The following is a 25,487-nucleotide window of genomic DNA, read 5'->3' as shown; positions in this document are numbered from 1 at the left end:
CCCCTAGGGCTGGGCCTGCAACTGCCGCAGCTGGCGCCGGACATGGTCCAGGGCGCCCTCCCGGCGTCCCGGCACCCGCGAGCGCAGGTCGGCGAGCGAGGCGCCGAGGTCCCGTGCCAGCACCGCGTCGCGCACCTGCCCCCACTGGTGGTGCGCCCGGTCCACGGCCGCCTCCACGGCCGGCGCGTCCGCCGGCTGCCCCGCCGCCAGCCGCGCGGCGGCCACCCCCAGCCACGTCCGGCAGCTGCGCACCGGATCCCCGGCGAACATCGCCAGATCCGCCCGGACCTCGGCCCAGTGCAACGCCTCCTCGGACCCGGCCCCGTGCGCGTCGACCGCGGCCTGCGAGTGGCGTGCGGCGAGGGCGTCGGCGTCGAGGTGCCGCCCGGCGGCGACGGCGGCGGAGATGGCGGCGTGCGGGTCGCCGTGGCCGGCGTCACGGTCCGCACGCCGGTCCGCGTCACCCGGCCCGTCCGGCGTTCGAGGACGAGGCCCTTCGGGCCGATACGGGGGTCTGGGGGCAGGGCTCCCGGCGACACCGGCCGCCCCGCCGCCCGAGGCGAGCACGAGGTCCGCGTACCCCTCGACCCCCACCCGGGCCAGCGCCTGCTCGTGCAACTGCGGAACCGGCGGCCGCCACCCGCTGCGCAGGATCGTCGCCACCGCCTTCATGTACGACGGCGCCGCCACCGCCCGCCGCGACGGCGGCGGCGCGACACGGCCGTAGACGGCGACGTGGCGCCCGCAGTCGAGGGGGCGGGTGCGCAGCCGCTCCCACGTCTCCGCGTCGGCGTGCAGATCGAGGACGAGCGTCGTGGATCCGGCCGCCCGCAGCCGGAGTTCCTCCCGGACCCAGTGCCAGGGCAGCGCCGTGTACCGCACCGTCGAGGGTGTCGTGCGGGCCAGCGCGAGGTGCGGCAGCCGCTGGCGCCGGTCGAGTTGCAGCTGCCCGGTGACGAAGACGGTGAGCGGCCCGGGGGCCGCCGCGGCCGCGCGCAGCCGGGTGAGCACGGCCTGCGGCTCCAACGGGTCGGCGAGTTCGACGACGTTCGCGGTGTCCGTGCCGGACAGGACGCCGGGCGCGACGGCCGCGAGGACAGGGAGCACGGACGCCGCGTCCACCAGACATCCCCGGCCCGCCGGGGATGCGGCGAGCAACAGCACGGTCCCGGGCATCGTTCCCTCCCCATCCCCCGTCGATCACGTACGGCAAACCGTAACCGCTGCGGCTGCAAAGGTGGGTCTCAGGACCGCGAACGCCGCACGGCGAAGACCGTGGTGTCGTCGGCGAGGCGGTTGCCGCAGTGCCGCAGCGTGCCGTCCCGCACGTGGGCGACCAGGCGCGGCGGCTCCACGAGCCGCGGATCGGCGGCGAGGGCCCGGGCGACGTCGTCGGCGAGCGGGTAGAACTCCCCCGCGCGGTCCCGCGCCTCGGTCACGCCGTCGGTGGTCAGCAGCAGCGTCTCGCCGGGTGCGAGGGGGACCCGGCGCACGTGCGGCCGGCCGTCGGCGACGAGGTCGCCGAGGCCGAGCGGAAGGCCGTCGCCGGGCGGCAGGGACCGTACGCCCGCGGGCCCGACGAGCAGCGGGGGATCGTGGCCGAACAGCACCACGTCCACCGCGCCGGGATCGTCGTCGGGGAAGTCGAGCAGCACCGCGGTGGCGAAGCGGTCGCCGTCGCGCCGGCCGAGCGCGGCGGTGTGCCCGCGGTGGCGGACCATCCGCACCTCCAGGCGCTCGGCGACGGTCGCGAGGTCGGCCTCGTGGTAGCCGGCCTCGCGGAACGTGCCGAGCAGGGCGGCCGCCGCCTCGACCGCGCCGAGGCCCTTGCCCTGCACGTCGCCGAGGAGGACACGGGTGCCGCGCGGGCCGGGCTGGATGTCGTAGAAGTCGCCGCCGACGCGGGCCTCGCTGTCGGCCGCGAGGTAGACGGCCGCGTGCTCGAGGCCGCTCCAGTCGGGCGGCAGGGGGCGCAGCACGGTGCGGCGAGTGGTCTCGGCGACGTCCCGCATGTGCAGCATGCGCAGTTCGCCGCGCACCCGCACCGCGCAGGCGAGGACGGACAGCACGCCGCCGAGGACGACCAGGATGAAGTCGGGCAGTCCGGTCTGGTACTGGTGCGGCCAGGCATGGTCCCCGAGCACATAGGTGACCAGCGTCAGCAGGGCGAAGAACGTCGTGGCCCACACCCCGCAGAGCGCGGCCGCGATGGCCGGCACGAGCACGAGCCAGGAGATGATCCGGAACTCGCCGGTGGTGTTGAAGTCGGCGACCATGATGCCCACCAGCAGCAGCGCGGGCGGCACCCAGGCGACGCTGTGCCCCCGCACCCGCAGCGTCTGATGGCCCTGCGGAGCGTCGAGGTGCCCGGCCCGCGGCAGCCGGTCGAGCACCTTGGTCATGCGCCCCAGCGAAACATGTCCCCGTGCCGGGCGCATCCGGGCTGTCGACCGACTTGCCAGGGCCTGTCCGCAGGTGTGCTCTGGTAGGCGGGGGCGAGGAGAGAGGAGTGCTCTCATGGCTCAAGCGGCACCCACGTCCGGCGGCATGATGGGACGGGTCAGGGCGAACCGGGCGGCACGTCCCACCCGGACACCCGATCTGTTCGACGAGCGGGTCCACACCGTGGGCCGGTACGGCATCCCCGTCGCCCTGGGACTCCTCTACGGCTTCTGGGCGGCGGCCAACCGGCGCGGCGGCGGCGAGATCACCGGCTGGAACATCCTGTTCGGCTTCGTCACCGCGGCCGTGTTCATCGTGCTGTGCATCGCCGTCGCGACCTTCGCGCCGCTGCTGAAGCGCGAGTTGCACTCGCTGGTGAAGTCCGCCTTCGCCGGCGCCGCGATCGGCTTCCTCTACAGCCAGACCGGCGATTCGATCTACCGGTCGGTGGCGGTGGGCGTGCTCGTCACGGCGGCCGTCTTCCTGGTGTTCTTCTACCGCTACTACACGCGTGAGGACGCCGTGGGCAACCGCGTCCGCTGACCGTCACGGGCGGCGCGCGGGTCACCCGTTCGGAGCCGCAGCGCTCGCGCGCGGCGCCCCCTGGCCGTTGCCTTGAGGGGTGTCCCCACCTCCTGCGCGCCTGCGGAGCGCCCTGTCGGCGGCGCTGGTCGCCCTCGCCTGTCTGCTCGCCCCGTGCGGCGCGCTGGCGGCCTGGGCGGCGTACGACCTCGCCGACACGGGACGCTACGTCACGACCATGGCGCCGCTGGCCGCCGATCCGGCCGTGCGCAACGCCGTCGCCGACACCGTGGGCGCCGGGATCATGGACGAGGTGGACGCGCACGTGGACGTGCGCCCGCTGCGGGGTGCCGACGTGCGCCCCTATGTGCACGACGCGGTCCACTCCTTCACCCGCACCGCGGCCTTCCGCCTGGCCTGGGACGCGGCGAACCGTGCCGTGCACGACGCCGTGCTGCGCGCCCTGCACGACGGGAGCGAGCACGACGTCACGGTGGACCTCGCCCCCGTCACCGCCCAGGTCAAGCGTCAACTGGCCGTGGACCACGTCCCGTTCGCGAACCGCATCCCGGTCGAGCACACCGAGGTGCCGGTTCTGCCGGTCCAGGAACTGGACCGGCTCCGGAAAGGATTCCGCGTGCTGGAAGTCGCCGGTTTCTGGCTGCCCGTCACCGCCGTCGTCCTCGCCGTCGCCGGGATCGGCGTCGCCACCTGCCGCCGCCGCGCCGTCACCGCGACCGCGCTCGGCACGGCGCTGGGCGGTGCCCTGCTCGCCCTCGCCGTGATGATCGGCCGCCGCCTCACCCTGGCCGACCTGCCCGAGGAGGCCCACCAGCCGGCCGCGGGCGCGGTCTACGACGCCCTGACCGCCACGCTCCGCGAGGCCTCCTGGCTCCTGGTCGCCCTCGGCCTGACGGTCGCCCTGGCCACCTGGCTGACCGGCCGCCGGCGCCGCCCGGGAGCACCGTCGAGCCCCACGCCGGACCCGGCGCGACGGCCGCCCGGGGTCCGCGTCTGAACCCTCCGGCGGCCCTCAGCTGTCCGCGCGGTCCGCCGCGGTCCGCACGCACCGGAACCGGCTCCCCCGCCCGCTCACCCGGCGCCGCGCCCGTCCCGCGCCAAGGAGGCGAGCGTCTCCAGCGCCCGTTCCAGATCGGCGCGCGCGGCCGACGCCAGCCCGAGGCGGATCGCGTTCGGGGTGCGGCCGGGACCGACGCAGAAGGCGGGTCCCGGTGTGACGGCGATGCCGTGGGCGGCGGCCGCGGCGGTGAAGGTGTCCGCGCGCCAGGGGGCGGGCAGCTCCCACCAGGCGAAGCAGGCGTGCGGATCGGACCGTACGGCGAAGCCGCCGAGGTGCCCGGCGACCAGCCGCTGCCGGCGCGCCGCCTCCGCCCGCTTGGCCGCGACCAGCCGTGCCACGGTCCCGTCCTCGATCCACCGCACCCCCGCCTCCAGCGCGAAGCGCCCCGCGCTCCAGCCGCCGGAGCGCACCGCGTCCGCGACGGCCGCCACCTGGTGCGCCGGTACGGCGAGGAAGCCGGCCGTGAGCCCGGGCGCGACCCGCTTGGAGAGGCCGTCGACGACATGGGTCAGGCCGGGCGCGTAGGCGGCGAGGGGGTCGGCGGGCTCCGCCAGGAAGGACCAGATGCGGTCCTCCACCACGGGGATGTCCAGATCGGTGACGACGGCGGCGAGCCGGCGCCGCCGCCGCGGGCCCGTCGTCACCGACGTGGGGTTGTGCAGCGTCGGCTGGAGGTAGAGCGCGGACAGCGGGGCGCTGCGGTGCGCGGCCGCGACCGCCTCCGGCCGCGGGCCCTCCGCGTCCGTGGCCAGCGGCACCAGCCGGATGCCCAGCCGGGCCGCGATCTCCTTGACCAGCGGATAGGTCAGCTTCTCGACCCCGACGCGGCCGCCGGGCCGGACCAGGGAGGCGAGGGCGGCGGCGATGGCCTGGCGGGCGTTGCCGGTGAACAGCAGCAGGCCGGGGTCCGGGCGCCAGCCGGGGGTGGCGAGCAGTCCGGCCACCGCCTCGCGGGCCGCCGCGGTACCGCCGGCGGGCCCCGGACACAGGGCCTCGGCGAGGACGTCCGGGCGCAGCAGCGGGGCCAGGGCGGGCGCCAGCAGCTCCGACTGGCCGGGGACGGACGGGTAGTTGAGCTCCAGATTCACCGGCGCCGCGGTGGCCGGCTCGACGAGTGCGCGCCCCGCCGGACCCGCCGCCGCGGCCCGCACGAAGGTGCCGCGGCCGACCTCGCCGACGACCAGCCCCCGCCGCACCAGCTCGCCGTAGGCCCGTTCGGCCGTGGAGGCGGCGATGCCGTGCCGCCGGGCGAACCGCCGCTGCGCGGGCAGCCGTTCGCCCGGCCGCAGCCGTCCCGCCGCGATGTCGTCCGCTATCCGGTCGGCGATGCGCCGGTACGCGTCCATGAGACCCCCTGCCGGTATTGCACCGAGGGCAAAGATCTTATTGCACCGAGAAGTTGGGGAACCTAGGGTCGACCTCATGGCACCCTTCCTCGCATACGAGGACAAAGGGCCGGATTCCGCACGGCTCCCCCTCGTCCTCGTCCACGGCCATCCCTTCGACCGCACGATGTGGGCACCCCAGCTGGACGCCTTCCGCGCCGGGCGCCGCGTCATCGCCCCCGATCTGCGCGGCTACGGCGCCTCCCCCGCGACCCCCGAGGTCACCCGCTTCGAGGAGTTCGCGCAGGACATCACCGCCCTGCTGGACGACCTGAAGGTGGACGGCTGCGTCCTCGCGGGCCTGTCCATGGGCGGCCAGATCGCGATGGATCTCGTCGGCCGCTTCCCGCACCGCGTCCGCGGACTCGTCCTCGCCGACACCTTCCCCGCTCCCGAGACCCCCCAGGGCGCCCGCGCCCGCCACGCCACGGCGGACCGGCTGCTGCGCGAGGGCATGCGCGGATACGCCGACGACGTCCTGGAGAGGATGGTCGCCCCGTACGCCGCCCCGCGGGTCAAGGCGCACGTCCACGCCATGATGACGGCCACCCGCCCCGAGTCCGCCGCGGCGGCGCTCCGGGCCCGGGCCGCCCGCCCCGACTACCGCCCGCTGCTGCCCCGGATCACGGTCCCGGCCCTGGTGGTCGTGGGCGCGGACGACACCTACACCCCGGTCTCCGAGGCGGCGGCCCTGCACGCGGCCCTGCCCGACTCGGTCCTCCACGTCGTCGAGCGCGCGGCCCACCTGCCGAACCTGGAGAGCCCCGAGGAGTTCAACGGCGTCCTCGGGAAGTTCCTGGCGCGCGTCGACCCGGCTGGGGGATGATTCGGGCATCTCTCTCACGAGCGGAAGGCCGGGACGTGGACACTGCCACTGCCGGGCGGACCGCCCCGAGCAAGGACGAACCCGTACGGCGTCCCGGCCGGCGCCTCGCCGCCCGGTGCGCCGGGCTGCTGCTCGTCGCCGTGAGCGCGGTCGCCGGCTGCCGCGCCGCCGACACGGACGGCGTCACCCCGATCCCCCAGGTCCTGGCCTTCCTGCCCTGGCTCCTCGCGCCCGCCGCGCTGGCGCTGCTGCTCACGCTGCTGGCGCGCTGGCGGCTCGGCATGGTGTGGGCGCTCGTCGTGCTGGGACTGCTGGCCTGGTTCATCGAGCCGTACGGCAGGACGGAGGACGCCGGTGGCACGCCGGTCGCCGAGTTCCGGGTGCTGACCTCGAACGTCGAGTTCGGGCGCGGCACCGGCTCGCTCGTGCCGGAGATCCGGCGGCACCGGCCCGGCATCGTCTTCGTCGAGGAGTGCGAGTACGGCTGCCGGGCCACCTTGCTGCGGGAGTTCGGGACCGTGTACCCCTACCGCCGGGCCGTCGCGGCCGAGGGGTCCAAGGGGTCGATCGTCCTCAGCCGCTTTCCGCTGAGGACCACCGCCGGGGTCCGCGGCACCATGGGGATGCCCGGGGCCGTCGCCGATGTGCGGGGGCACGAGGTACGGCTCCAACTCGCCCATCCGATGCCTCCGTTGCCGGGACAGGTCGGCGTCTGGCGGCGCGAGCTCGGGCGGTTGCGGGACACGGCCGCCGCCACCCGCACCCCGCTGGTGCTGGCCGGCGACTTCAACTCCTCGCAGGACCACGCCGCCTTCCGCCGCATCCTCGACACGGGGCTGAGCGACGCCGCCGCGCTCGCCGGGCACGACCGCACGCCGAGCTGGCCCGCCCGGCTGACCCCGGGGTTCGGCGCGCAGATCGACCACGTGCTGGTCTCCCGGGACTTCTCCGCGAGCGGCGCGCGCTTCCTTCGGCTCACCGGCACCGACCATCGCGCCCTGCTGGTGGACCTCACGCTGCACCGGAGGGGATGACCCCGGGCGGTCCGCGGCCGGACGGTCCCGCGGCCGGACGGTCCCGCGCCCGGACAGGCCGGTGCGGACAGGCCGGTGCGGGCCGCCCTGTGCAGGAGGACGGCCCGCACCGTGGTGTGGGGGGTGGCGCCGCGAGAGCTATCGGCCGGACTTGTGCAGGGACTTCTCGGTCATGGCCTTGTCGAGCGCGGCGGCGAAGCCGTTGGCCCACAGCTGGTTGACGCGGGCCCGCTCGTTGGCGTTCGGGTAGGGGTTGGTGCAGGACGGGCCGGGCCCGCCGCCGGACATCAGCTCGCTGCACGGGCCCGAGTAGTGGTCCGGCAGGCCGAGGACGTGGCCCGTCTCGTGGGCGGCCACGCGCGTGGAGTCGTACTGCTGGTTCTGCGCGTAGTCGAGGAAGACGTAGCCACGGCCGTGACCGTCGGTCGAGGCGTACGAGCCGCGGGAGTCGTTGCCCTCGTAGTAGCTGAAGTCGGCGTTGGAGCCCGAGCGGAGCTTCACGTTCGACACCGCGCCGTTCCATATCTGGGCGGCGCGGGCTATCTGGGCGCTGAACGTCGGCGCCCCCGAGGGGTTGTAGACGACCGTGACGGCGGCGGCGCTGTTCGGGTGCGCGGCGCGCTTCTCGGCGACGGATCTCAGGACCGCCTGGAAGAACGCCTGGTTCGCCTTGGCCTCGTCGGCCGAACCGGTGTAGCCGGAGTACGGCGCCACAGCCGGCGACGCGGCGGCCGGAACCGCCGTGCCGAGACCGAGGAGCGCGAGGCCGACACCGGCCGCCGCCACCGTACGGGCGGCCAGGAACCGGGACATGGGCAGGGGAGTGCGCTGGTGCATCGATGACTCCTAGGTGGGGGGTGAGTCAGTCGTCACCGGTGAGTGTGTGCGCCTGTGCGGGCCCTGTGATGATGCCAACCGGCGATAGCGCGGCCCTATCGCGGTTCGGCCGGACATCCCGATTCGCGGGTTCCTGCCGGGATTTGTGCGTCTGGTGAAACCTTTGATTCCGCTTTACGCTCCGAGGGCATGGACCTCGAGGTGCGACACCTCCGCGCGCTGTGCGCCATAGCCGACACCGGCAGCCTGCACCGTGCGGCGCGCCAACTGGGCGTCGCTCAGCCGTCGTTGAGCACGCAGCTGCGCCGTATCGAGCAGGAGCTGGGCGGCGCGCTGTTCGTCCGCGCGCGCACCGGCTGCCGGCCGACCCCGCTGGGCAGCCTGGTACTGAGCCGCGCCCGTCCGCTGGTGGCCGAAATGCGCTCCCTGGTGAGCGAGGCGCGGGCCGCCGCGACGGGCGGCCCCGAACTGCGCATCGGCTCCACCGCGAGCAAGGCCCTGGCGGGCTGGCTGCGCCGGCTGCGCGCCCGCGGCCAGGACCCCACCCTGCACATGAACGTCTCCCCGAACGCCCTGCTGCGCATGGTCGCCGACGGCCAGCTGGACGTCGCCTTCGTGCATGAGGTCGAGGGCAGCCGACTGCGCATCCCCGAGGGCCTGCGGCTGCGCGTCCTGGTCGAGCGCGAGCCGCAGTTCGTGTACCTGCCGGCCGACCACCCGGCGGCCGCGCACCCGGCGGTCGACGTCCGCGACCTCGCGGCCGACCGCTGGATGATCGACCCCACGGTGGACGGCGAGTGGGACGCGGTGCAGCACATGTTCCGCCGGGCGCAGATCCATCCGCACGTGCTGCACGGCGACTACCACACGGCCGCCGCCCTGGTCGCGACCGGCGAGGTGGTCACCGTCTGCCAGCCGACCACCGTCTCCCACACCGACATGGTGGTGCGCCGCCTGCGGGGCGACCCGCTCGGTGTCCGCCTGCTGCTGGCGGCCCGCACCGAGACGGACCTGGACGGCGCCCTGCCCGCGCTGGAGGAGGCGTACTGGGAATCGGCCCGCCGGGCACCGACGTACCGGGAGTGGCTGGAACGCACGGGTACGAGCACCCCGGCTCCGGTCCCCGCCTCGGCCTCGGCGCTTCGGTAATCAGGTTGATCCCGGAGGGGGTTGAGGCGTGCTTGACACAAGTGGCCGTACTGTCTCTTGCCCCTCCCCAAGATCGCCGTCCGGGGCCGCTAACCTTACGTGTCCGTCCTGGCCAGGGATTGACGGGCATCAACTCACGCGAAGGGTTGCGCACATGGGCATTCTCACTCTCCTGCGGAACGCGTTCGGCAGGTCACGCAAGGGGCGTGCCGCCGAGGCAGAGGGTGCGGACCTAACCTCTTCGCACTCCCCGGAGCCGACGGTCCCCTCCCCGTCCCCCGAGCCCCGGCCGTCCGCCACCGCCCAGGTCCCCGAGCCCCGCTCGTCGGCCACGGAGACCGGCGACGAGCACGATCTGGTCTCGGCGGCCTTCGACAACGTGACGGTCCCGAAACCGTCGGAACCGCTGGACGACGAGCCGGCACCGGAAGCGCAGGCAGCCCCCACCGCCCCGACCCCGGAACCCCGGACGACGACAAAGCCGAAGACCGAGAAGCCGACGCAGACTGAGCCCGCGGCCGAGAAGCCGACGGGGACTGAGCCGACGGCCGAGCCGAAGCCGACGGCAGCCGAACCACCGAAGGCAAAGCCGCAGGCCGAGGAACCGCAGGCAGACGAGTCGGCGGCCGAGGAGACGGCGGCCGAGACGAAGCCGCAGGCCGAAGAGACGGCGGCCGAGGAACCGGCGGCCGAGACGAAGCCGCAGGCCGAAGAGACGGCGGCCGAGGAACCGGCGGCCGAGACGAAGCCGCAGGCCGAGGAGCCCCAGGCCGAGGAGACGGCTGCGGCCGAGGAACCGGTGGCCGAGGCGAAGCCGGAGGTAGAGGAACCGGCCGAGACGAAGGCCACGGCCGAAGAGCAGACGGCCGAAGCGGAGCCGCAGGTCGAAGAACCTGTGACCGAGGCGAAGCCGCAGGCCGAAGAACCGGCGGCCGAGGCGAAGCCCGCGGCCGAGGAGTCGCCGGAGGCGAAGCCGTCGGCGGAAGAGCAGACGGCCGGGACGAAGCCGCAGGCGGAGAAGCCGACCGAGGCACAGCCCGCGGCCGAGGAAGCGGTGGCCGAGACGAAGCCGCAGGCCGAAGAACCGGTGACCGAGGCGAAGCCGCAGGCGGAGAAGCCGACCGAGGCACAGTCCGCGGCCGAGGAACCGGTGGCCGAGGCGGAGCCCGCGGCGGCGGCCCCCGTCACCGAGGAGCCGAAGGCCGAGCAGGCTGAGCGGCGGGAACCGGCCACGGAGGCCACGGCGGAGCCCGAGCCCGCCCCCGAGCCGGTCAGCGACACCGTCCCGGAGCCGGAGCCGGAGCCGGAGCCGGAGGCGAAGGCGGACGCGACCTCCGCACCCGAGGCGACCACCACGGCCACCGACGCACCCGAGGCCGCCGACGGCGAGGAAGCCCCGCAGGGGCCACCCGCACCCGGCGACGAAAGTGGTACGGGTGGTGCGGGTGGGAACACGGCGGGCGACGGCGAAGCCGAGCCCGTGACCGCCGAGGACACCCCCGCCGCCGAGGACACCCCCGCCGCCGCGGCCCTCGCCAAAGCCGACCTCACCGGCACCCGCGCCAAGACCTACCTCGTCCTCGACCGCTCGGCGAGCATGCGCGCGTACTACAAGGACGGCTCCGCCCAGGCCCTCGCCGACCAGACCCTCGCCCTCGCCGAGCACCTGGACCCCGACGCCCCGGACACCTCCGTGCACGTCGTCTTCTTCTCCACCGAGGTCGACGGCACCGCCGATCTCACCCCGGCCTCCTCCGAGACCGCGATCGACGACGCGCACGCCGGCCTCGGCCGCATGGGCCGTACCAGCTACCACGCCGCCGTGGAAGCGGTCCTCGCCCACTACGACAAGCACGCCGCCCCCGGCACCCCCGCCCTCGTCGTCTTCCAGACCGACGGCGCCCCGGACGCCAAGACCCCGGCCACGAAGTCCCTCACCGACGCCGCGGCGTCCCACCCCTCGGTGTTCTTCTCCTTCGTCGCGTTCGGCGACCACGACAACAAGGCCTTCGACTACCTCCGCAAGCTGAAGACCGGCAACACGGCCTTCTTCCACGCGGGCCCGACCCCCAGGGAGCTCACGGACGCCGAGCTCTACGACGGCGTACTGATCGACTGGCGCCCGTAACCCGGCACAGCCGCACACGTACAACCGGCCGCCCCTTCCCACCCCGTAAAACGGGAAGCGGGCGGCCCACCCGTGTCGGCTACGATTTCAAGGTTCGCGAAGTACCGAGAAAACCGACCTGGGAGCAGCCCCCGATGGCTCGACACCTCATCACCAGCGCCCTTCCGTACATCAACGGAATCAAGCACCTGGGCAACATGGTGGGGTCCATGCTCCCGGCGGACGTGTACTCCCGCTACCTGCGCCAGCGCGACCACGACGTGCTGTACATCTGCGCGACGGACGAGCACGGCACCCCGGCCGAGCTGGCCGCGAAGGAGCGGGGCCTGCCGGTCGACGCGTTCTGCGCCCAGGCCCACGACGCCCAGAAGGCGGTCTACGACGGCTTCGCCCTCGCCTTCGACTACTTCGGCCGCAGCTCCAGCCCGCAGAACGTCGAGATCACCCAGCACTTCGCCCGCCGCCTCAACGAGAACGGCTTCATCGAGGAGCGGGCGATCCGCCAGGTCTACAGCCCGGCCGACGGCCGCTTCCTCCCGGACCGCTACGTCGAGGGCACCTGCCCCCACTGCGGCTACGACAAGGCCCGCGGCGACCAGTGCGAGAACTGCACCCGCGTCCTGGACCCGACCGACCTGATCAACCCGCGCTCGGCGATCTCCGGCTCCACCGACCTGGAGGTCCGCGAGACCAAGCACCTCTTCCTCCTCCAGTCGAAGCTCCAGCACGAGGTCGAGGAGTGGGTCTCCCGCCACGAGGCCGACTGGCCGCAGCTCGCCTCGTCGATCGCCCGCAAGTGGCTGACCGAGGGCCTGCACGACCGCGCGATCACCCGCGACCTGGACTGGGGCGTCCCGGTCCCGGCCGACACCTGGCCGGAGCTGGCCGCCGAGGGCAAGGTCTTCTACGTCTGGTTCGACGCCCCGATCGAGTACATCGGCGCGACGAAGGAGTGGTCCGACAAGGACCCGGAGAACCGCGACTGGAAGTCCTGGTGGTACGACGTCGACACAGACGTCCGCTACACCGAGTTCATGGCGAAGGACAACGTCCCGTTCCACACGGTGATGTTCCCGGCCACCGAGCTCGGCGTGCGCGAGCCGTGGAAGAAGGTCGACTACGTCAAGGCCTTCAACTGGCTGACGTACTACGGCGGCAAGTTCTCCACGAGCCAGAAGCGGGGCGTCTTCACCGACCAGGCGCTGGAGATCCTGCCGGCCGACTACTGGCGGTACTTCCTCATCGCCAACGCCCCCGAGTCGGACGACTCGTCCTTCACCTGGGAGCACTTCACGGCGACGGTCAACAAGGACCTCGCCGACACCCTCGGCAACTTCGTCAACCGCGTCCTGTCCTTCTCCCGGAAGCGCTTCGGCGAGGAGGTCCCGGCGGGCGGCGAGCCCGGCGGGGCGGAGGCGAGGCTGGGCGGGCAGATCGCCGAGCTCCTCGCCGAGTACGAGGCACAGATGGAGGCCCTGCAGTTCCGCAAGGCGGCCGCCGCCCTGCGTGCCCTGTGGTCGGCCGGCAACTCCTACCTGGAGGAGAAGGCCCCCTGGCTGGAGATCAAGACCGACAAGGACGGCGCGGCCCTCACCCTGCGCACGGCGATGAACCTGATCCACCTCTACGCGGTGGTCTCCGAGCCCTTCATCCCGACGGCGTCGGCCGCCATGCGCCAGGCGTTCGCCCTGCCGGACGACTCCGCGACCTGGGTCACCGCCGACGAGGCGAAGTCCCTGACCGCCGTCCCGTCCGGCACCCCCTTCACGGTCCCCCCGGTCCTCTTCGCCAAGCTCACGGACGAGGACCTGGAGACGTACAAGGAGCGCTTCGGCGGCGAGCCGGAGTAATCCGCGGCCCCAGTCAACCGGCCCCCGGTTCCGAAGTGTTGTAGCTCACCCTTATGGTTTCCGCCATGGCAGTACCAGAGGTCATTCCGATCGCCTACCAGCCGCGGCACCGTACCGAGAGCATCGGACGGTACGCGGACGGGCAGTTCCTGGCGTCGGTCAGCTACGCGTTCCCCGAAGGGTTCCGCCCCGACGACGGCTGGGAAGAGCACAAACGCCTCTACACCGTGCTCCACCTCTTCGACGCCGAGGGCCACTACCGCGACTCCGAGATCTGGTGCGCCGGCACCTGGGCCGAGCAGCAGCGCGACCCGGACGGGGACGACTCCGTGCTCGCCCGCGCCCGGGTCCACCTGGCCAAGCTGCTGCGCAGCCTCCCGCGTCGCTCGTACACGGACATCGCCGTCCGCCCCTTCCAGGTCACCGTGGACGGCGTCCTGTTCGGCCTGCTGGCCGGTGAGGACGACGGCGAGCCGTGGGCCGAGCTGTACCCGGACCACCTCGGCTTCGGCGAACCCTGGGACGGCACGTACGACACGTGACCGGGGCCCGGGCCCCGGTCACCCGCGCGGACGCGGCGGCGCCTACGACGATGCCGAGGCCGACGCCGAGGCGCCCGGCTGCACCGCGTCGTCCGTGCCGTCGTGGGTCTCGTCGGGGTCGACGCCGACCGTGATCGACGCGTGCACGCCCTTCGCGATGTGCTTCCTGTCGTACGCCAGCCTGAGCAGGCCGCCCGTGGTGCCGCTCTGGTCGTAGATCGTGTCCTCGGTGAGCGTGGTGCGCTCGGTGGTGCTGGTGGAGTAGGGCTCGACCGTCGCCGAGGCGAGGACCGCCTCCTCGGCGAAGAAGAACTGGCCGGTGTGGCAGGTGTGACCGCCCTCGTATCCGGCGTCCGTCCACGTGCCGTCCACATGCACCTTGGTGTGGATGTGGACGGCACGGCCCCGGTACCAGCCCGGGAAGACCGTCTTGAAGGTGACCCGGCCGCCGTGGTCGGTCTTCCAGGTGCCGCGCAGGTAGCGCTCGTCGTCCGTGGGCTCCTCGTGACCGCCGCCCCCGGTACCACCGGACGGCGGCGCGCCCGTCGGAGTGCCCGTCGGAGTGCCGGTCGGTGTGCCCGAGGGCGCGTCCGTCGGGGCGCTGCCGCCGCCGGTCGACAGGCTCTCGTAGCCGGAGTAGATGCCCAGCGCGTCGCAGTGCCAGATGTCCACGGCCGCGTTGCGGACCGGCTTGCAGCTCTCGGAGTCGATCACCCTGAGGCTGAGCGTGAGCGGGATGCCCTCCTTGTCCTCGGTGATGTCCCGGCGGATCTTGTCCGCGTCGATGTAGTACGGCCCCTCGGTGGTCTCCGAGGTGAGCCGGTAGCAGCTCCCGGCGCTGCCGCCGCTCGCCGCGGCGTCGGCGGCCGGCTCGTCCGCAAAGGCGTTCAGGGCCAGCCCGCCCCCGATGCCCGCCGCAGCCACCGCGCCCGCACCCACGGCGACGACCTTGCGGCGTGTCGGGTCCTTCTTGTGTCGCGGCCCTTGGGCCGTCTCGTTTCCCGTCATGGACGGCGAAGGTAGGAGGAGCGGCTGTCAGGAGCGTGGGAAAGCACTGTGCAGACCCTTCAGTCCTCGGGGCCCGCCCGGGACCGCCGCCGGATGCGCGCCGTCCGCCGGCGCGGCACCGTGCTCCAGCGCCGCACGTGCCGTCCGGACGTGCCGGAGGCCCTCCTGGGCGAGGCGCGCGGCCCGCTCGTACTCCGCGGTCGTGCGGGCGTCCGCCAGCAGGGCCCGGGCGCCGCGATGGCACGTGGCGGCCTCCGTCAGCGCCCGTCCCGCCGAGGCGTCGGCGCCCGCCCAGCTCACCGCGTCCGGCGGGGCCAGGCCGGCGGCCAGCCGGAGCAGCAGGCGATGCGCCTCGGCCTCCGCGTCCAGCCCGGACGCGCCCCGTGCGCCCGGCCGGCCCTGGGCACCCCGCGCCCGGCGCAGGATGACGGCCGCACCCGCCGCCCCGGCGATCAGCAGCAGCGCCGTCACGCCCGCGTACCCCATGGCCGACCTCCCTTGCCCGCCGGTCCGCGCCGGCCCCTGCGATGTCCTCCTCCCATGACACGACGGGCCGCTGTGCGCCCTCCTCGCACGGCCTGTGGGCTTCCGGTGAGCTCGCCCGGGCGGGTGCGGCGTCAGCCGTCGTGCGTCTCGTCCGGCGTGACGCCCAGCGTCAGACGGGCATGGACGCCCCGGGCGATGTGCCGGTGGTCGTAGTCGAGGCGGAGCAGGCCGCCCGCATGGCCGTTGCCCGGGTAGATCGTGTCCTCGTCGAGGGTGGTGCGGGGGGTGGTGTTGGCCGCGTACGGCGGCACGTCCGCCGACAGCAGCACCGAGGTCTCGTCGAAGAAGAGCTGGCCGGTGTGGCAGGTGTGGCCGCCCTCGTATCCGGCGTCCGTCCAGGTGCCGTCCACGTGCACCTTGACGTGGATGTGCACGCAGCGGCCCTGGTACCAGCCGGGGAGGACGGTCCGGAACGCGACGTGTCCGTGCCGGTCGGTGCGCCAGGTGCCGCGCAGGTAGCGTGCGTCGTCGGTCGGCTCCTGGTGGCCGCCGCCGGGAGGAGGCCCGTCGGTCGGGGTCCCGGTGGGAACGTCGGTGGGGGTGCCGGTCGGCGTGTCCGAGGGCGGGGGACCGGTGGGGCCGCCGCCACCGCTGCCCGTCTCCTCGTATCCGGAGTAGATGCCGGACGCGTTGCAGTGCCAGATGTCCACGGCCGCGTTCCGCAAGGGCCGGCACGTCTGCGCGTCGATCACCTTGAGCCGCAGGGCGAGCGGGATGCCGTCCTGGTCCTCCGTGACGTCCTGGCGGATCTTGTCCGCGTCGATGTAGTACGGCCCCTCGACCAGTTCGGAGGTCAGGGTGTAGCAGGCCTCCCGCGCCGCCGCGGCGTCGGTGTCCGGACCGGGAGAGCCGGCGGAACCGGCGGCGAAGGCGCTGCCCACGCCCGCCGCGGTCACGGCCACGCTGCCCGCCGCGAGGACCGTGCGGCGGGCCAGATGTCGTCTGTCTTCGGGTGTCCGAGTGTCCGTCATGGCCAGGGAACGTAGGCGCGGGGCGGCCGGCCGGAACATCGGAGGGAGCTGTGAATCCCGGCAGGCACGGGAAAGGGCTCGAAACCGACGCCGGTTTCGAGCCCTTCGGGTCCGCTCGGGTTACTTCGGCTGCGGCGTGCGCACCGACAGGTGCAGCTCCTTCAGCCGCGCCTCCTCCAGCTCCGTCGGCGCGCCCATCATCAGGTCCTGGGCGTTGCCGTTGAGCGGGAAAGCGATGGTCTCGCGGATGTTCGGCTCGTCGGCCAGGAGCATCACGATGCGGTCGACGCCGGGCGCGATGCCGCCGTGCGGCGGGGCGCCGAAGCGGAACGCGCGCAGCATGCCCGCGAACTTCTCCTCGACGGTCTCGCGGTCGTAGCCCGCGATCTCGAAGGCCTTCAGCATGATGTCCGGCTCGTGGTTCCGGATCGCGCCGGAGGACAGCTCCACGCCGTTGCAGACGATGTCGTACTGCCAGCCCAGGATGTCCAGCGGGTCCTGGGTCTCCAGGGCCTCCAGGCCGCCCTGCGGCATCGAGAACGGGTTGTGCGAGAAGTCGATCGCTCCGGTGTCCTCGTCCTTCTCGTACATCGGGAAGTCGACGATCCAGCAGAAGCGGAAGACGTTGTCCTCGAACTGCCCGGCGCGCTTGGCGGCCTCGACCCGCACCGCGCCCATGATCTTGGAGACCTCGTCGAACTCGCCCGCGCCGAAGAAGACCGCGTGACCGGCGGCGAGCTGGAGCCGCTTGGTCAGCTCGGCGACGTTCTCCTCGGTGAGGAACTTGGCGATCGGGCCGCTCAGCGAACCGTCCTCGGCGACGCGCACCCAGGCCAGGCCCTTCGCGCCCTGGGAGACCGCGAAGTCACCCAGCTGGTCGAAGAACTTGCGCGGCTGGTCCTGGACCGCCGGCACGGGCAGCGCGCGCACGTGCTTGCCCGCGAACGCCTTGAACTCCGAGCCCTCGAAGACGTCGGTGATGTCGACGAGTTCCAGCTTGGCCCGCAGGTCCGGCTTGTCGGAGCCGTACTTGAGCATCGCCTCGCGGAACGGGATCCGCGGGAAGGGCGAGGTCACGTGCCGGCCGTTCCCGAACTCCTCGAACAGCTCGGTCATCAGCTTCTCGACCGGCTGGAAGACGTCCTCCTGCTCGACGAAGGACATCTCGATGTCGAGCTGGTAGAACTCGCCCGGCGAGCGGTCCGCACGCGCGTCCTCGTCCCGGAAGCAGGGCGCGATCTGGAAGTAGCGGTCGAAGCCGGAGATCATCAGCAGCTGCTTGAACTGCTGCGGGGCCTGCGGCAACGCGTAGAACTTGCCGGGGTTCAGGCGCGAGGGCACGACGAAGTCGCGGGCGCCCTCGGGCGAGGTGGCGGACAGGATCGGCGTCGCCATCTCGTTGAAGCCCAGCGCGGTCATCTTGTGGCGGATCGCCGAGATGACCGACGTACGCAGCAGGATGTTGCGGTGCATGCGCTCGCGGCGCAGGTCCAGGAAGCGGTACTCCAGGCGCCGCTCCTCGTTGACCCCGTCCTCGGTGTTGATCGTGAAGGGGAGCGGGGCGGCGGCGCCGAGCACCTCGACCTCGCCGACCTCGACCTCGATCTCACCGGTCGGCAGGTCCGGGTTGACGTTCTCGGCGCCACGGGAGACGACCGAGCCGTCGACGCGGACCGTGGACTCCTTGGTGACCTTGTCGAGGGCCTCGTAGGCGGCGGTGCCGGGGCGCGCGACGAGCTGGGTGATGCCGTAGTGGTCGCGCAGATCGATGAAGAGGATGCCGCCCAGGTCGCGCCGATTGTGCAGCCAGCCACTCAGCCGGACGTCGGTGCCGACGTCAGAGGAGCGGAGCTGGCCGCAGGTGTGGGACCTGTACCGATGCATCGTCGTTCATCCAGTCTTCGCGGATCGGGGGCACGTTTCACGTGAAACACCCCCAGCGTACCGGGCACCCCAAGATCGGCTCCCCACCATGAAGAGGCGACGATCGGTGGCACTCCCGGATCTCCTCTCCATAAAGTGGGGCAATGCGCACTGGTGAGCCTCTGCCCGCCGTGGGGGAGGTTCTGGCAGCCCTCGCGACCGGCATGTGGCACTGGGACACCGCCACCGACAAGGTCACGGTCGATGCCGAGGCAGCTCGGCTGCTCGGCCTGCCCGCCGAGGAGACCACTCTTACGGAGGCCCAGGCCAGGGCCCGCCTCCATCCGGTCGACTGGAACGAGATCACGGGTGTGGTCGGGCTGGCCGTCGCCGAGGGCACGCTGGCCGAGGTACGGATCCGGATCATGGACGAGCAGGGCCGGGTGATCCGAGTCGTCCGCTCCCGCTCCAAGCCGTCGTTCGACCCGGTCAAGCGGGCCTTCCAGCTGATCGGCACCCTTCAGGAGGTCACCGAGCCGACGCCGGGCTCACCGGCCGGGCGCAGCGCCGTCACGGGCGACTGGCGGCGCTCCCGGGAGGCGTTCCTGCTGGACGCGGGCCGTGCGCTGGCCGAGGCGCGGTCGACGGCGGAGGTGCTGCGGGTCGCGGCGGGCCTGTCCATGCCCGGCTTCACCCCGGACGGGCTCGCGGTCTTCGGCGTGGAGGGCGACCGGCTGACGATCATCGGCCACCACGGGCACCAGCCCGGCGACGACGGCCCCTTCTCGCACATGTCCCTGGACACGGACTACCCGGCCGCCGAGGTGGCCCGCACCGGCCGTGCCGTCTACATCTCGACCCCCGACCAGTACAAGGCCCGCTATCCGGCCACCTGGCCCCTCGCCTCGTCCTTCGGCCGCCACTCCTGGGCGTTTCTGCCGCTGACCGTGGCCGGGCGCACGATGGGCGCCTGGATGGCGGCCTTCGCGTATCCCGTCACCTTCAACCCGGACGAGCGGTCCGTGCTGACGACGGTGGCCCGCATGCTCGCCCAGGCGCTGTCCCGGGCCGGCGCCGCCGAGACGGAGCGCGCGCTGACCGACGGCCTCCAGCGCTCGATGCTGCCGACACTCGGCCCGCAGATACCCGGGATGCGTGTCGCCGCCCGCTACGTGCCCACCGGCGGCGGCCTCCAGGTCGGCGGCGACTGGTACGACATGATCCCGCTGCCCGGGGGTCCCTCCTCCGGGGCGGGGCGGATCGCCCTGGTCATCGGCGACGTCCAGGGCCACGACGTCCGGGCGGCCGGCCTGATGGGCCAGCTGCGGATCGCCCTGCGGGCCTACGCCTCCGAGGGCCACCGCCCCGACGCGGTGCTCTCCCGCGCCTCCCGCTTCCTGCACGGCATGACGGACGGCGTCGCCGAGGACGACACACTCTCCGACCTGCGCTTCGCGACCTGCCTGTACGTGGAGGCCGACCCGGCGACCGGCACCCTCCACATCGCCCGTGCGGGGCATCCGGACCCGGCGATCCGGCTGGTGGACGGCACGGTGCTGGCCCGGCCGACGGCGGGCGGCCTGCCGCTCGGCATCGACCCGGACGCCGACTACCCGACGACCCGGATCACGCTCGAACCCGGCGAGACCATGCTGATCTGCACCGACGGTCTGATCGAGACCGGCGGGCACGACCTGGAGAGCGGCTGGCAGCGGCTGCGCACGATCCTGGAGGAGCACAAGGGCGATCTGGAGGAGCTGGCCGACGCCCTGGTGCAGGGCGTGCACGGGCCCTCCTCGCACCACACCACCGGCCCGTTCGCCGACCGGCGCGAGGACGACATAGCCGTCCTGCTGCTGCACCGGCCGGAGCAGGGCAGCGGCGAGACCCTGTTCCTGCCGCCGCCCGTGCGCCGCACCATGCTGTCGGTCGCCCAGGCCGAACCGGAGCGGGTGGCGGCGGCCCGCCAGCAGCTGCGCGAGCTGCTGCACGACTGGCCCTCGCCCGACCAGGTGGACTCCGCGGTGCTGCTGGTCTCGGAGATGCTCACCAACGTCCTGGTGCACACCGACGCCGACGCCCTGCTGCTGGCCGACGTGCGCGGCGAGCCCGGCAGCCGCCGTATGCGCGTCCAGGTCACCGACACCAGCGACGCCCTGCCGCACAAGCGCCGCCCCGGCGAACTGGCCTCCTCGGGCCGCGGCCTGGTCCTCATGGAACTCCTCGCCGACGCCTGGGGCGTGGACCCCCAGGGCGAGGGCAAGAGCATCTGGTTCGAGCTGTACGAGTCCGACGGCTCGGCGGGGGAGGGCTCCCCCGAAGCCCCGGCGTAGCGCGTCCGCGCACCCACCGGACGGCTCCGGCGGGCGGGCCGCGTCTACGCCTCCGGGGACTCGGCCGCCGAGACGCCCCCGTCCGGCAGGGCGTAGCGCGCCCGCAGCTCGCCCACCACACCGAAGGCCGCCGCGGTGAGCGGTACGGCCAGCAGCATGCCGAGGATTCCGGCCACCGACGCGCCCGCCGTGATCGCGACCATCACGACCGCCGGGTGCATCTGCACCGTACGGCTCTGGATCACCGGCTGGAGGACATGGCCCTCCAGCACCTGCACGGCGACGACGGCGCCGAGGGCCCACAGGGCGATCACGAAGCCGCGGTCGGCGAGCGCGACCAGAACGGCGACGGCGCCGGAGATGAAGGCGCCGAGATAGGGGATGTAGGCGCCGACGAAGACGAGCGCACCGAGGCCGACGGCACCGGGCACGTCCAGGACCAGCAGCGCCACCGTGATGCAGAAGGCGTCGATGAGCGCGATCAGGGTGGTGCCGCGCATGAACCCCTCGACCGCCTCGTAGGCCCGCCGGGCCATGGCCTCGAGGGTGTCGCCGCTCCGGCCCGGGGCCAGGCTCCGGATCAGGCCGGCCGCCCGGTGCGAGTCCCGCAGGAAGAAGAAGACGAGCAGCAGGGCCAGCACCGCCATGGCGATGCCTTCGCCGACGACACTGACCCCGCTGATGACGTTGGACGCGGCCGTTCCGCCGAACCTGCCGAGCAGGTCCTTGGCGTTGGAGGCGAGATCGTCCAGTGAGGTCCCGGCCGCCCCGAAGTGCTCGGCGACCGACCGCCCCGCGTCCTTCAGCGAGGCGATGATCTGGTCCCCGGTGTCGATGAGCGCGGCGACCACGACGTACACGGCCCCGCCGACGACGGCCACCACGGCCACGCACGTCAGCCCGGCCGCGATCGACCGGTTGACCTTCGCCTTCACCAGCCGCCGGTACAGCGGCCCGAGCAGTGCCGTGCCGAGCAGCGCGAGCAGCACCGGCGTGACCGCGGTCCTGAGCTCCGCGCAGAGCCGGATGCCGACCCAGCCGACGCCCGCCACCAGCAGCACGACGGCGCACCAGGCGCCGAGCCGCCGTACGGGACCGGGAAGCAGCGGTTGCGGAGCGGGCACCCTCTCATCTGGCCATACGTCAGATGCCGTGTCGCGCTGGGACCGCCGAACGAGAGGTCCGGCGGTCCCGGTCGAAAGGTGCCCCGCGAGGGCCTGCCGGCAGGCCCTACAGGCCGCCCTCCGTCATCCCGTGCACCGCGGGGATCGTCCCCAGGCGGCCCTTCTGGAAGTCCTCGAAGGCCTGCTGCAGCTCGTCACGGGTGTTCATGACGAAGGGGCCGTAGTGGGCCATGGGCTCACGGATGGGCTGCCCGCCCAGGAGCACGACCTCCAGGTCCGGCGTGTTCGAGTCCTGCGTCTCGTCCGCGCGGACCGTCAGGGAGCCACCGTCGCCGAAGACGGCCGTCTGCCCCATGCGGACCGGGCGGCGGTCGGTGCCGACGGAGCCCCGGCCGGCGAGGACGTAGGCGAGGCCGTTGAAGTCCTCCCGCCACGGCAGGGTGACCTCCGCGCCCGGCGCCACCGTCGCGTGGAGCATCGTGATCGGCGTGTGGGTGATGCCGGGGCCCTGGTGGCCGTCCAGCTCACCGGCGATCACCCGCAGCAGCGCCCCGCCGTCCGGGGTCGACAGCAGCTGCACGCTGCCACCGCGGATGTCCTGGTAGCGCGGGGGCATCATCTTGTCCTTGGCCGGGAGGTTCACCCACAGCTGCAGCCCGTGGAAGAGCCCGCCGGACATGACCAGCGCCTCCGGCGGAGCCTCGATGTGCAGAAGGCCCGAGCCCGCGGTCATCCACTGGGTGTCGCCGTTGGTGATGGTGCCGCCGCCACCGTTGGAGTCCTGGTGGTCGAAGATCCCGTCGATGATGTAGGTGACGGTCTCGAATCCGCGGTGCGGGTGCCAGGGGGCCTTTTTGAGTTAAACCAGTTGGGGGATTAAAAATCGGCTAGAGTCCCCCCATGATCAGACCAGGGGTGGTGACCGGCATGGACATCCATGCAGGGGTCTATGGGCGTCAGTCCGTGGGGCGCACCAACAAGTCCGAGGTCAGCACGGTCACACAGCGCGCTGCGGGTGTGGCCGAGGCCAAGCGGCGCGGGGTCGTCAGCATCACCGAGTACGAAGACCTCGGCATATCCGCGTTCACGGGCGACGGCCGCCCGGACTTCGACCGGCTGCTCAAGGACTGCCACGAGGGCCGGATCAACCTGATCATCGTCTACTACATCAGCCGCCTGTCACGGATGGATCCGCTGGACGCCATCCCCATCGTCACGGAGCTACTCAACCTCGGCGTGACGATCGTCAGCCTCACCGAGGGCGAGTTCCGCAAGGGCAACCTGATGGACCTGATCCATCTGATCCTGCGGCTCGACGCGGCCCACAGCGAGAGCAAGAACAAGAGCGACGCGGTGCGGGGCGCGAAGAAGACGGCCCGTGAACTCGGCGGCTATGTGGGCGGCAAGCCGCCGTACGGCTTCCGCATGGTCCCCGCGACGCGAACGACGGCCGACGGCAGGCCCGTCGTGATCCACATCCTGGAGCACGATCCCGACGAGGTGCCGGTGATTCGGGACATGTGGGCGCGGATCAAGGAGCACAAGGACATGCCGTACCGCCCCGGAGGGGGACGTCGGCATCCGGGCTCCCTCACGGGCATCTGCGCTCAGATGACCGCCGACGGCGTACCGACGAAGGGGCAGCGAGTCGGCAAGAAGACGAAGGACAGCATCTGGGACCCGAAGACGGCCATGCGCATCCTCCGCGACCCCCGCATCGCGGGCTACGCGGCGACCCCGGTCTACAAGCGCCGGGAGGACGGCAAGCTGACCAGCACCATCGAGAGCTACCGCATCGAGCGCGACCCCGAGACCATGAAGCCGGTTCAGGCGTACCCGCCGATCATCCCGCCGGACGACTGGCACGAGCTGCAGAAGTGGCTCGACGGGCGGGGCCAGGGCAAGGGCCTGTCGCGCGGACACGCCGTCCTCTCCGCCATGGACGTCCTGTTCTGCGACTGCGGAGCGGTGATGACGTCGCACCGCGCCACCACTCCCAACAAGGCCGCGTACCGCTGCCGCCGTCGGAAATCGTTGCCGGGCCAGCACGAGGGCGAGTGCACGATCAGCATGCAGACCCTGGACCTGTACGTCGCCCGGCGAATCTTCGCCCTCATCCAGACCGCCGAAGATGACCCCGAGACGGCAGTCATCCTCGCCGAGGCCGCCCGTCGGTACGCGGCGCAGACGGAACAGCCGGAGATCGTGGGCGAACGCCGCAGTCTCGTCACCGAACGCGCCGATGCCAAGCACGCGCTGGAGGAGCTGTACGACAGGGAAGAGGCCGGCGACTACGACGACCCCGTCGGACGACGCCGGTTCCGGGAGCGCAGGGAACGGCTCCTCGGCCGTATGGAGCGGGCGGAGGCCCGTCTCACCGAATTGGAAGAGGCGGCGACGCCGACGCTCCCGATCCACCTGTGGCTGCCCTTGGGTGCGGGGGACGTCGATCCTGTGGGCGAGGGCTCATGGTGGGAGGCTGCGACGACGCAGGAGCGCCGGGAGTTCGTCAAGTTGTTCGTGCGCCGGGTCACGGTCACCAAGGCGTCCGGTGCGGGAAGGTCGACGCCCGTCGAGAAGCGGGCGACGGTCGAGTTCGTACGACCGGAACAGGCCGAGGGCGATGACGCAGAGACTGGCGAATCGAGGCAGCAGGAGGTGCTAGCAGAAGCGGTCTGACCTGCCGCTGAACCGAGACGAGCGAGGGAGAGTACACCCACATCGCCGGTTAGCGAAACCGGCGATTCTCCGGAGCATTGACGGTGTCCTCGGGGGCTCCGGGCAGCCGCGTCGCTGCTCTGGCGCCCCTGCGTCTCCCAACCGTCAGGAGCCGTCTCTTGCACAACCCCGCGCCCAGCCCGGCCGCCACTTCGCCGACCGACGGTGACTGTTCTGGCCATGGCCGACGGCATAGCAACGCCGCGAAGCATGGCTGCACCCGACCGCGCACCACTCACCGTCAGCGACTCGGTACCCCTCACACTTGCTCGCTGTCTAGGGCATCCGAACCAGTCGCTGTCGTCGCCGAACTCGCCTACCTCGCCGGGTGGAAGCACCACGACCTCGGCCAGGAAGGTGCACCACAGCGCTACTATCAGGTCGGCTACCATCTCGCCTGCGAAGCTGACCCGCGCGGCCACGCCGCCTGGATGATGCGCGCCCTCGCCCACCAATCCCTTAGCCTCAAACAGCCCCACCACTGCATCGACCTCGTCGAAGCCGCCTTCACCCGCGGCCTGGGCCACGTCGACGGCCAGACCGAGGCGCTACTGCACATCACCCACGCCCGCGCATACGCTGCGGTCGGCGCGAAGCCAGCAGCAGCCCGCACCCTGCTCGCCGCCGAAGACGCCCTCCTGCGCGACGACGGTCCCCAGCCCAGCTACTCCCGCGTCAGCGGCCCGGCCGCCGGCACCGTCGCCAGCCACACCGCCCGCACCCTGACCGACCTCGCCGACCACGTCGGCACCGAGCAACAACACCGCGACGCCCTGGTGCGCTGGGACCCCGAGAAGTACAAGCGCGTCCACGCCCTCACGCACGCCGACCTCGGCGACAGCCTCGCCGCCCAGGCCCGAGCCGACGAAGCCGTCGCCGCCTGGTCACAGGCCCTGACCCTGATGGAGGGCATGACGTCCGACCGCACCTGCAAAGCAATCACCTCGCTCCGCTCCACCCTCTCCACCTATCAGCGCCGCAAAGTGCCCGGAGCCGCCGAACTCGCCCGCCGCGCACGCGAAGCACTGGCCTAAGAAGCCGTTGTCTTTCCGGATGTGGTCGTTGAGTTTCCGCTGATCAGGCATGGTGTCGGCATTGTTGCGGGAGAGTTCGGGCGTCTGGTTCGGT

General features: G+C 72.6%; 19 protein-coding genes and 2 pseudogenes. 11 read left to right on the top strand and 10 right to left on the bottom strand.

Features of this window, described 5'->3' with window-relative positions; genetic code table 11:
• Positions 1-3 precede the first annotated feature (3 nt).
• A complete protein-coding gene (locus ACIRPX_RS40680) occupies positions 4-1,176 on the bottom strand; it encodes a hypothetical protein (protein ID WP_404204966.1) in 1,173 nt (390 codons plus the stop codon).
• A 68-nt stretch (positions 1,177-1,244) separates the two neighbouring features.
• A complete protein-coding gene (locus tag ACIRPX_RS40675) occupies positions 1,245-2,402 on the bottom strand; it encodes a PP2C family protein-serine/threonine phosphatase (protein WP_404204963.1) in 1,158 nt (385 codons plus the stop codon).
• 115 nt (positions 2,403-2,517) lie between these two features.
• On the opposite strand from ACIRPX_RS40675, the gene ACIRPX_RS40670 reads away from it, so the two are divergent.
• Together ACIRPX_RS40670 and ACIRPX_RS40665 are read left to right on the top strand one after the other, a co-directional pair.
• Positions 2,518-2,985 (top strand): hypothetical protein, encoded by a 468-nt coding sequence (locus ACIRPX_RS40670; protein WP_404204960.1) that lies wholly within the window; start codon positions 2,518-2,520, stop codon positions 2,983-2,985.
• Positions 2,986-3,064: 79 nt separating this feature from the next.
• A complete protein-coding gene (locus tag ACIRPX_RS40665) occupies positions 3,065-3,982 on the top strand; it encodes a hypothetical protein (RefSeq protein WP_404204958.1) in 918 nt (305 codons plus the stop codon).
• 74 nt (positions 3,983-4,056) lie between these two features.
• Here ACIRPX_RS40665 and ACIRPX_RS40660 read toward each other — a convergent pair whose 3' ends face one another.
• Entirely contained in the window at positions 4,057-5,391 is a 1,335-nt protein-coding gene (locus tag ACIRPX_RS40660; RefSeq protein ID WP_404204956.1) for a PLP-dependent aminotransferase family protein, read from the bottom strand.
• A gap of 76 nt (positions 5,392-5,467) precedes the next feature.
• Between ACIRPX_RS40660 and ACIRPX_RS40655 the strand changes: the two genes are divergently transcribed.
• Positions 5,468-6,256, top strand: a complete 789-nt coding sequence (locus ACIRPX_RS40655) for an alpha/beta fold hydrolase (protein ID WP_404204954.1) — start codon at positions 5,468-5,470, stop codon at positions 6,254-6,256.
• 35 nt (positions 6,257-6,291) lie between these two features.
• Positions 6,292-7,290, top strand: a complete 999-nt coding sequence (locus ACIRPX_RS40650) for an endonuclease/exonuclease/phosphatase family protein (RefSeq protein ID WP_404204952.1) — start codon at positions 6,292-6,294, stop codon at positions 7,288-7,290.
• A gap of 138 nt (positions 7,291-7,428) precedes the next feature.
• On the opposite strand, the gene snpA is transcribed toward ACIRPX_RS40650, so the two are convergent.
• Positions 7,429-8,127, bottom strand: a complete 699-nt coding sequence (gene snpA, locus ACIRPX_RS40645) for a snapalysin (protein ID WP_404204950.1) — start codon at positions 8,125-8,127, stop codon at positions 7,429-7,431.
• A 189-nt stretch (positions 8,128-8,316) separates the two neighbouring features.
• Here snpA and ACIRPX_RS40640 point away from each other — a divergent pair, with 189 nt between their 5' ends.
• From ACIRPX_RS40640 to ACIRPX_RS40625, 4 genes are all read left to right on the top strand, one after another.
• Entirely contained in the window at positions 8,317-9,276 is a 960-nt protein-coding gene (locus ACIRPX_RS40640) for a LysR family transcriptional regulator (protein WP_404204948.1), read from the top strand.
• Between the two features lie 154 nt (positions 9,277-9,430).
• Positions 9,431-11,404, top strand: coding sequence for a VWA domain-containing protein (locus tag ACIRPX_RS40635; protein ID WP_404204946.1), 1,974 nt, complete (start codon positions 9,431-9,433; stop codon positions 11,402-11,404).
• A gap of 134 nt (positions 11,405-11,538) precedes the next feature.
• Positions 11,539-13,254 (top strand): methionine--tRNA ligase, encoded by a 1,716-nt coding sequence (metG, locus tag ACIRPX_RS40630; protein ID WP_404204943.1) that lies wholly within the window; start codon positions 11,539-11,541, stop codon positions 13,252-13,254.
• A gap of 65 nt (positions 13,255-13,319) precedes the next feature.
• The gene (locus ACIRPX_RS40625; protein WP_404204941.1) at positions 13,320-13,796 is read left to right on the top strand and encodes a hypothetical protein; all 477 of its coding nucleotides are present in this window, start codon (positions 13,320-13,322) and stop codon (positions 13,794-13,796) included.
• 42 nt (positions 13,797-13,838) lie between these two features.
• Here the strand turns inward: ACIRPX_RS40625 and ACIRPX_RS40620 are convergent, their stop codons facing one another.
• From ACIRPX_RS40620 to aspS, 4 genes are all read right to left on the bottom strand, one after another.
• Positions 13,839-14,804 carry an intradiol ring-cleavage dioxygenase gene (locus ACIRPX_RS40620; RefSeq protein ID WP_404204939.1) on the bottom strand — a complete coding sequence of 322 codons (966 nt, stop codon included), beginning with the start codon at positions 14,802-14,804 and terminating at the stop codon, positions 13,839-13,841.
• Positions 14,805-14,831: 27 nt separating this feature from the next.
• A complete protein-coding gene (locus ACIRPX_RS40615; RefSeq protein ID WP_404204937.1) occupies positions 14,832-15,290 on the bottom strand; it encodes a hypothetical protein in 459 nt (152 codons plus the stop codon).
• Between the two features lie 131 nt (positions 15,291-15,421).
• The gene (locus ACIRPX_RS40610) at positions 15,422-16,321 is read right to left on the bottom strand and encodes a dioxygenase (RefSeq protein ID WP_404204935.1); all 900 of its coding nucleotides are present in this window, start codon (positions 16,319-16,321) and stop codon (positions 15,422-15,424) included.
• Between the two features lie 120 nt (positions 16,322-16,441).
• On the bottom strand, positions 16,442-18,205 hold the full coding sequence (gene aspS, locus ACIRPX_RS40605; RefSeq protein ID WP_404204933.1) for an aspartate--tRNA ligase: 1,764 nt from the start codon (positions 18,203-18,205) through the stop codon (positions 16,442-16,444).
• A 143-nt stretch (positions 18,206-18,348) separates the two neighbouring features.
• On the opposite strand from aspS, the gene ACIRPX_RS40600 reads away from it, so the two are divergent.
• Positions 18,349-20,517: a SpoIIE family protein phosphatase gene (locus tag ACIRPX_RS40600; RefSeq protein ID WP_404204931.1), complete on the top strand. Its 2,169-nt coding sequence runs from the start codon at positions 18,349-18,351 to the stop codon at positions 20,515-20,517.
• Positions 20,518-20,561: 44 nt separating this feature from the next.
• Here the strand turns inward: ACIRPX_RS40600 and ACIRPX_RS40595 are convergent, their stop codons facing one another.
• Both ACIRPX_RS40595 and ACIRPX_RS40590 read right to left on the bottom strand, forming a co-directional pair.
• A complete protein-coding gene (locus ACIRPX_RS40595; protein ID WP_404204929.1) occupies positions 20,562-21,641 on the bottom strand; it encodes an AI-2E family transporter in 1,080 nt (359 codons plus the stop codon).
• A 106-nt stretch (positions 21,642-21,747) separates the two neighbouring features.
• Positions 21,748-22,497, bottom strand: a pseudogene (locus ACIRPX_RS40590) (pirin family protein); the annotation flags it as partial.
• Between the two features lie 44 nt (positions 22,498-22,541).
• Between ACIRPX_RS40590 and ACIRPX_RS40585 the strand changes: the two are divergent.
• Both ACIRPX_RS40585 and ACIRPX_RS40580 read left to right on the top strand, forming a co-directional pair.
• Entirely contained in the window at positions 22,542-24,320 is a 1,779-nt protein-coding gene (locus ACIRPX_RS40585; protein ID WP_404204927.1) for a recombinase family protein, read from the top strand.
• A 341-nt stretch (positions 24,321-24,661) separates the two neighbouring features.
• A pseudogene (locus ACIRPX_RS40580) lies at positions 24,662-25,393 on the top strand (tetratricopeptide repeat protein); the annotation flags it as partial.
• Positions 25,394-25,487: the final 94 nt, after the last annotated feature.

The sequence above is a fragment of the Streptomyces sp. NPDC101225 genome, assembly GCF_044767585.1.
In the GTDB taxonomy this organism is placed as follows: domain Bacteria; phylum Actinomycetota; class Actinomycetes; order Streptomycetales; family Streptomycetaceae; genus Streptomyces.
The sequence above is the reverse complement of the archived record's forward strand: the minus strand, read 5'-3'. Positions and strand labels throughout refer to the sequence as shown.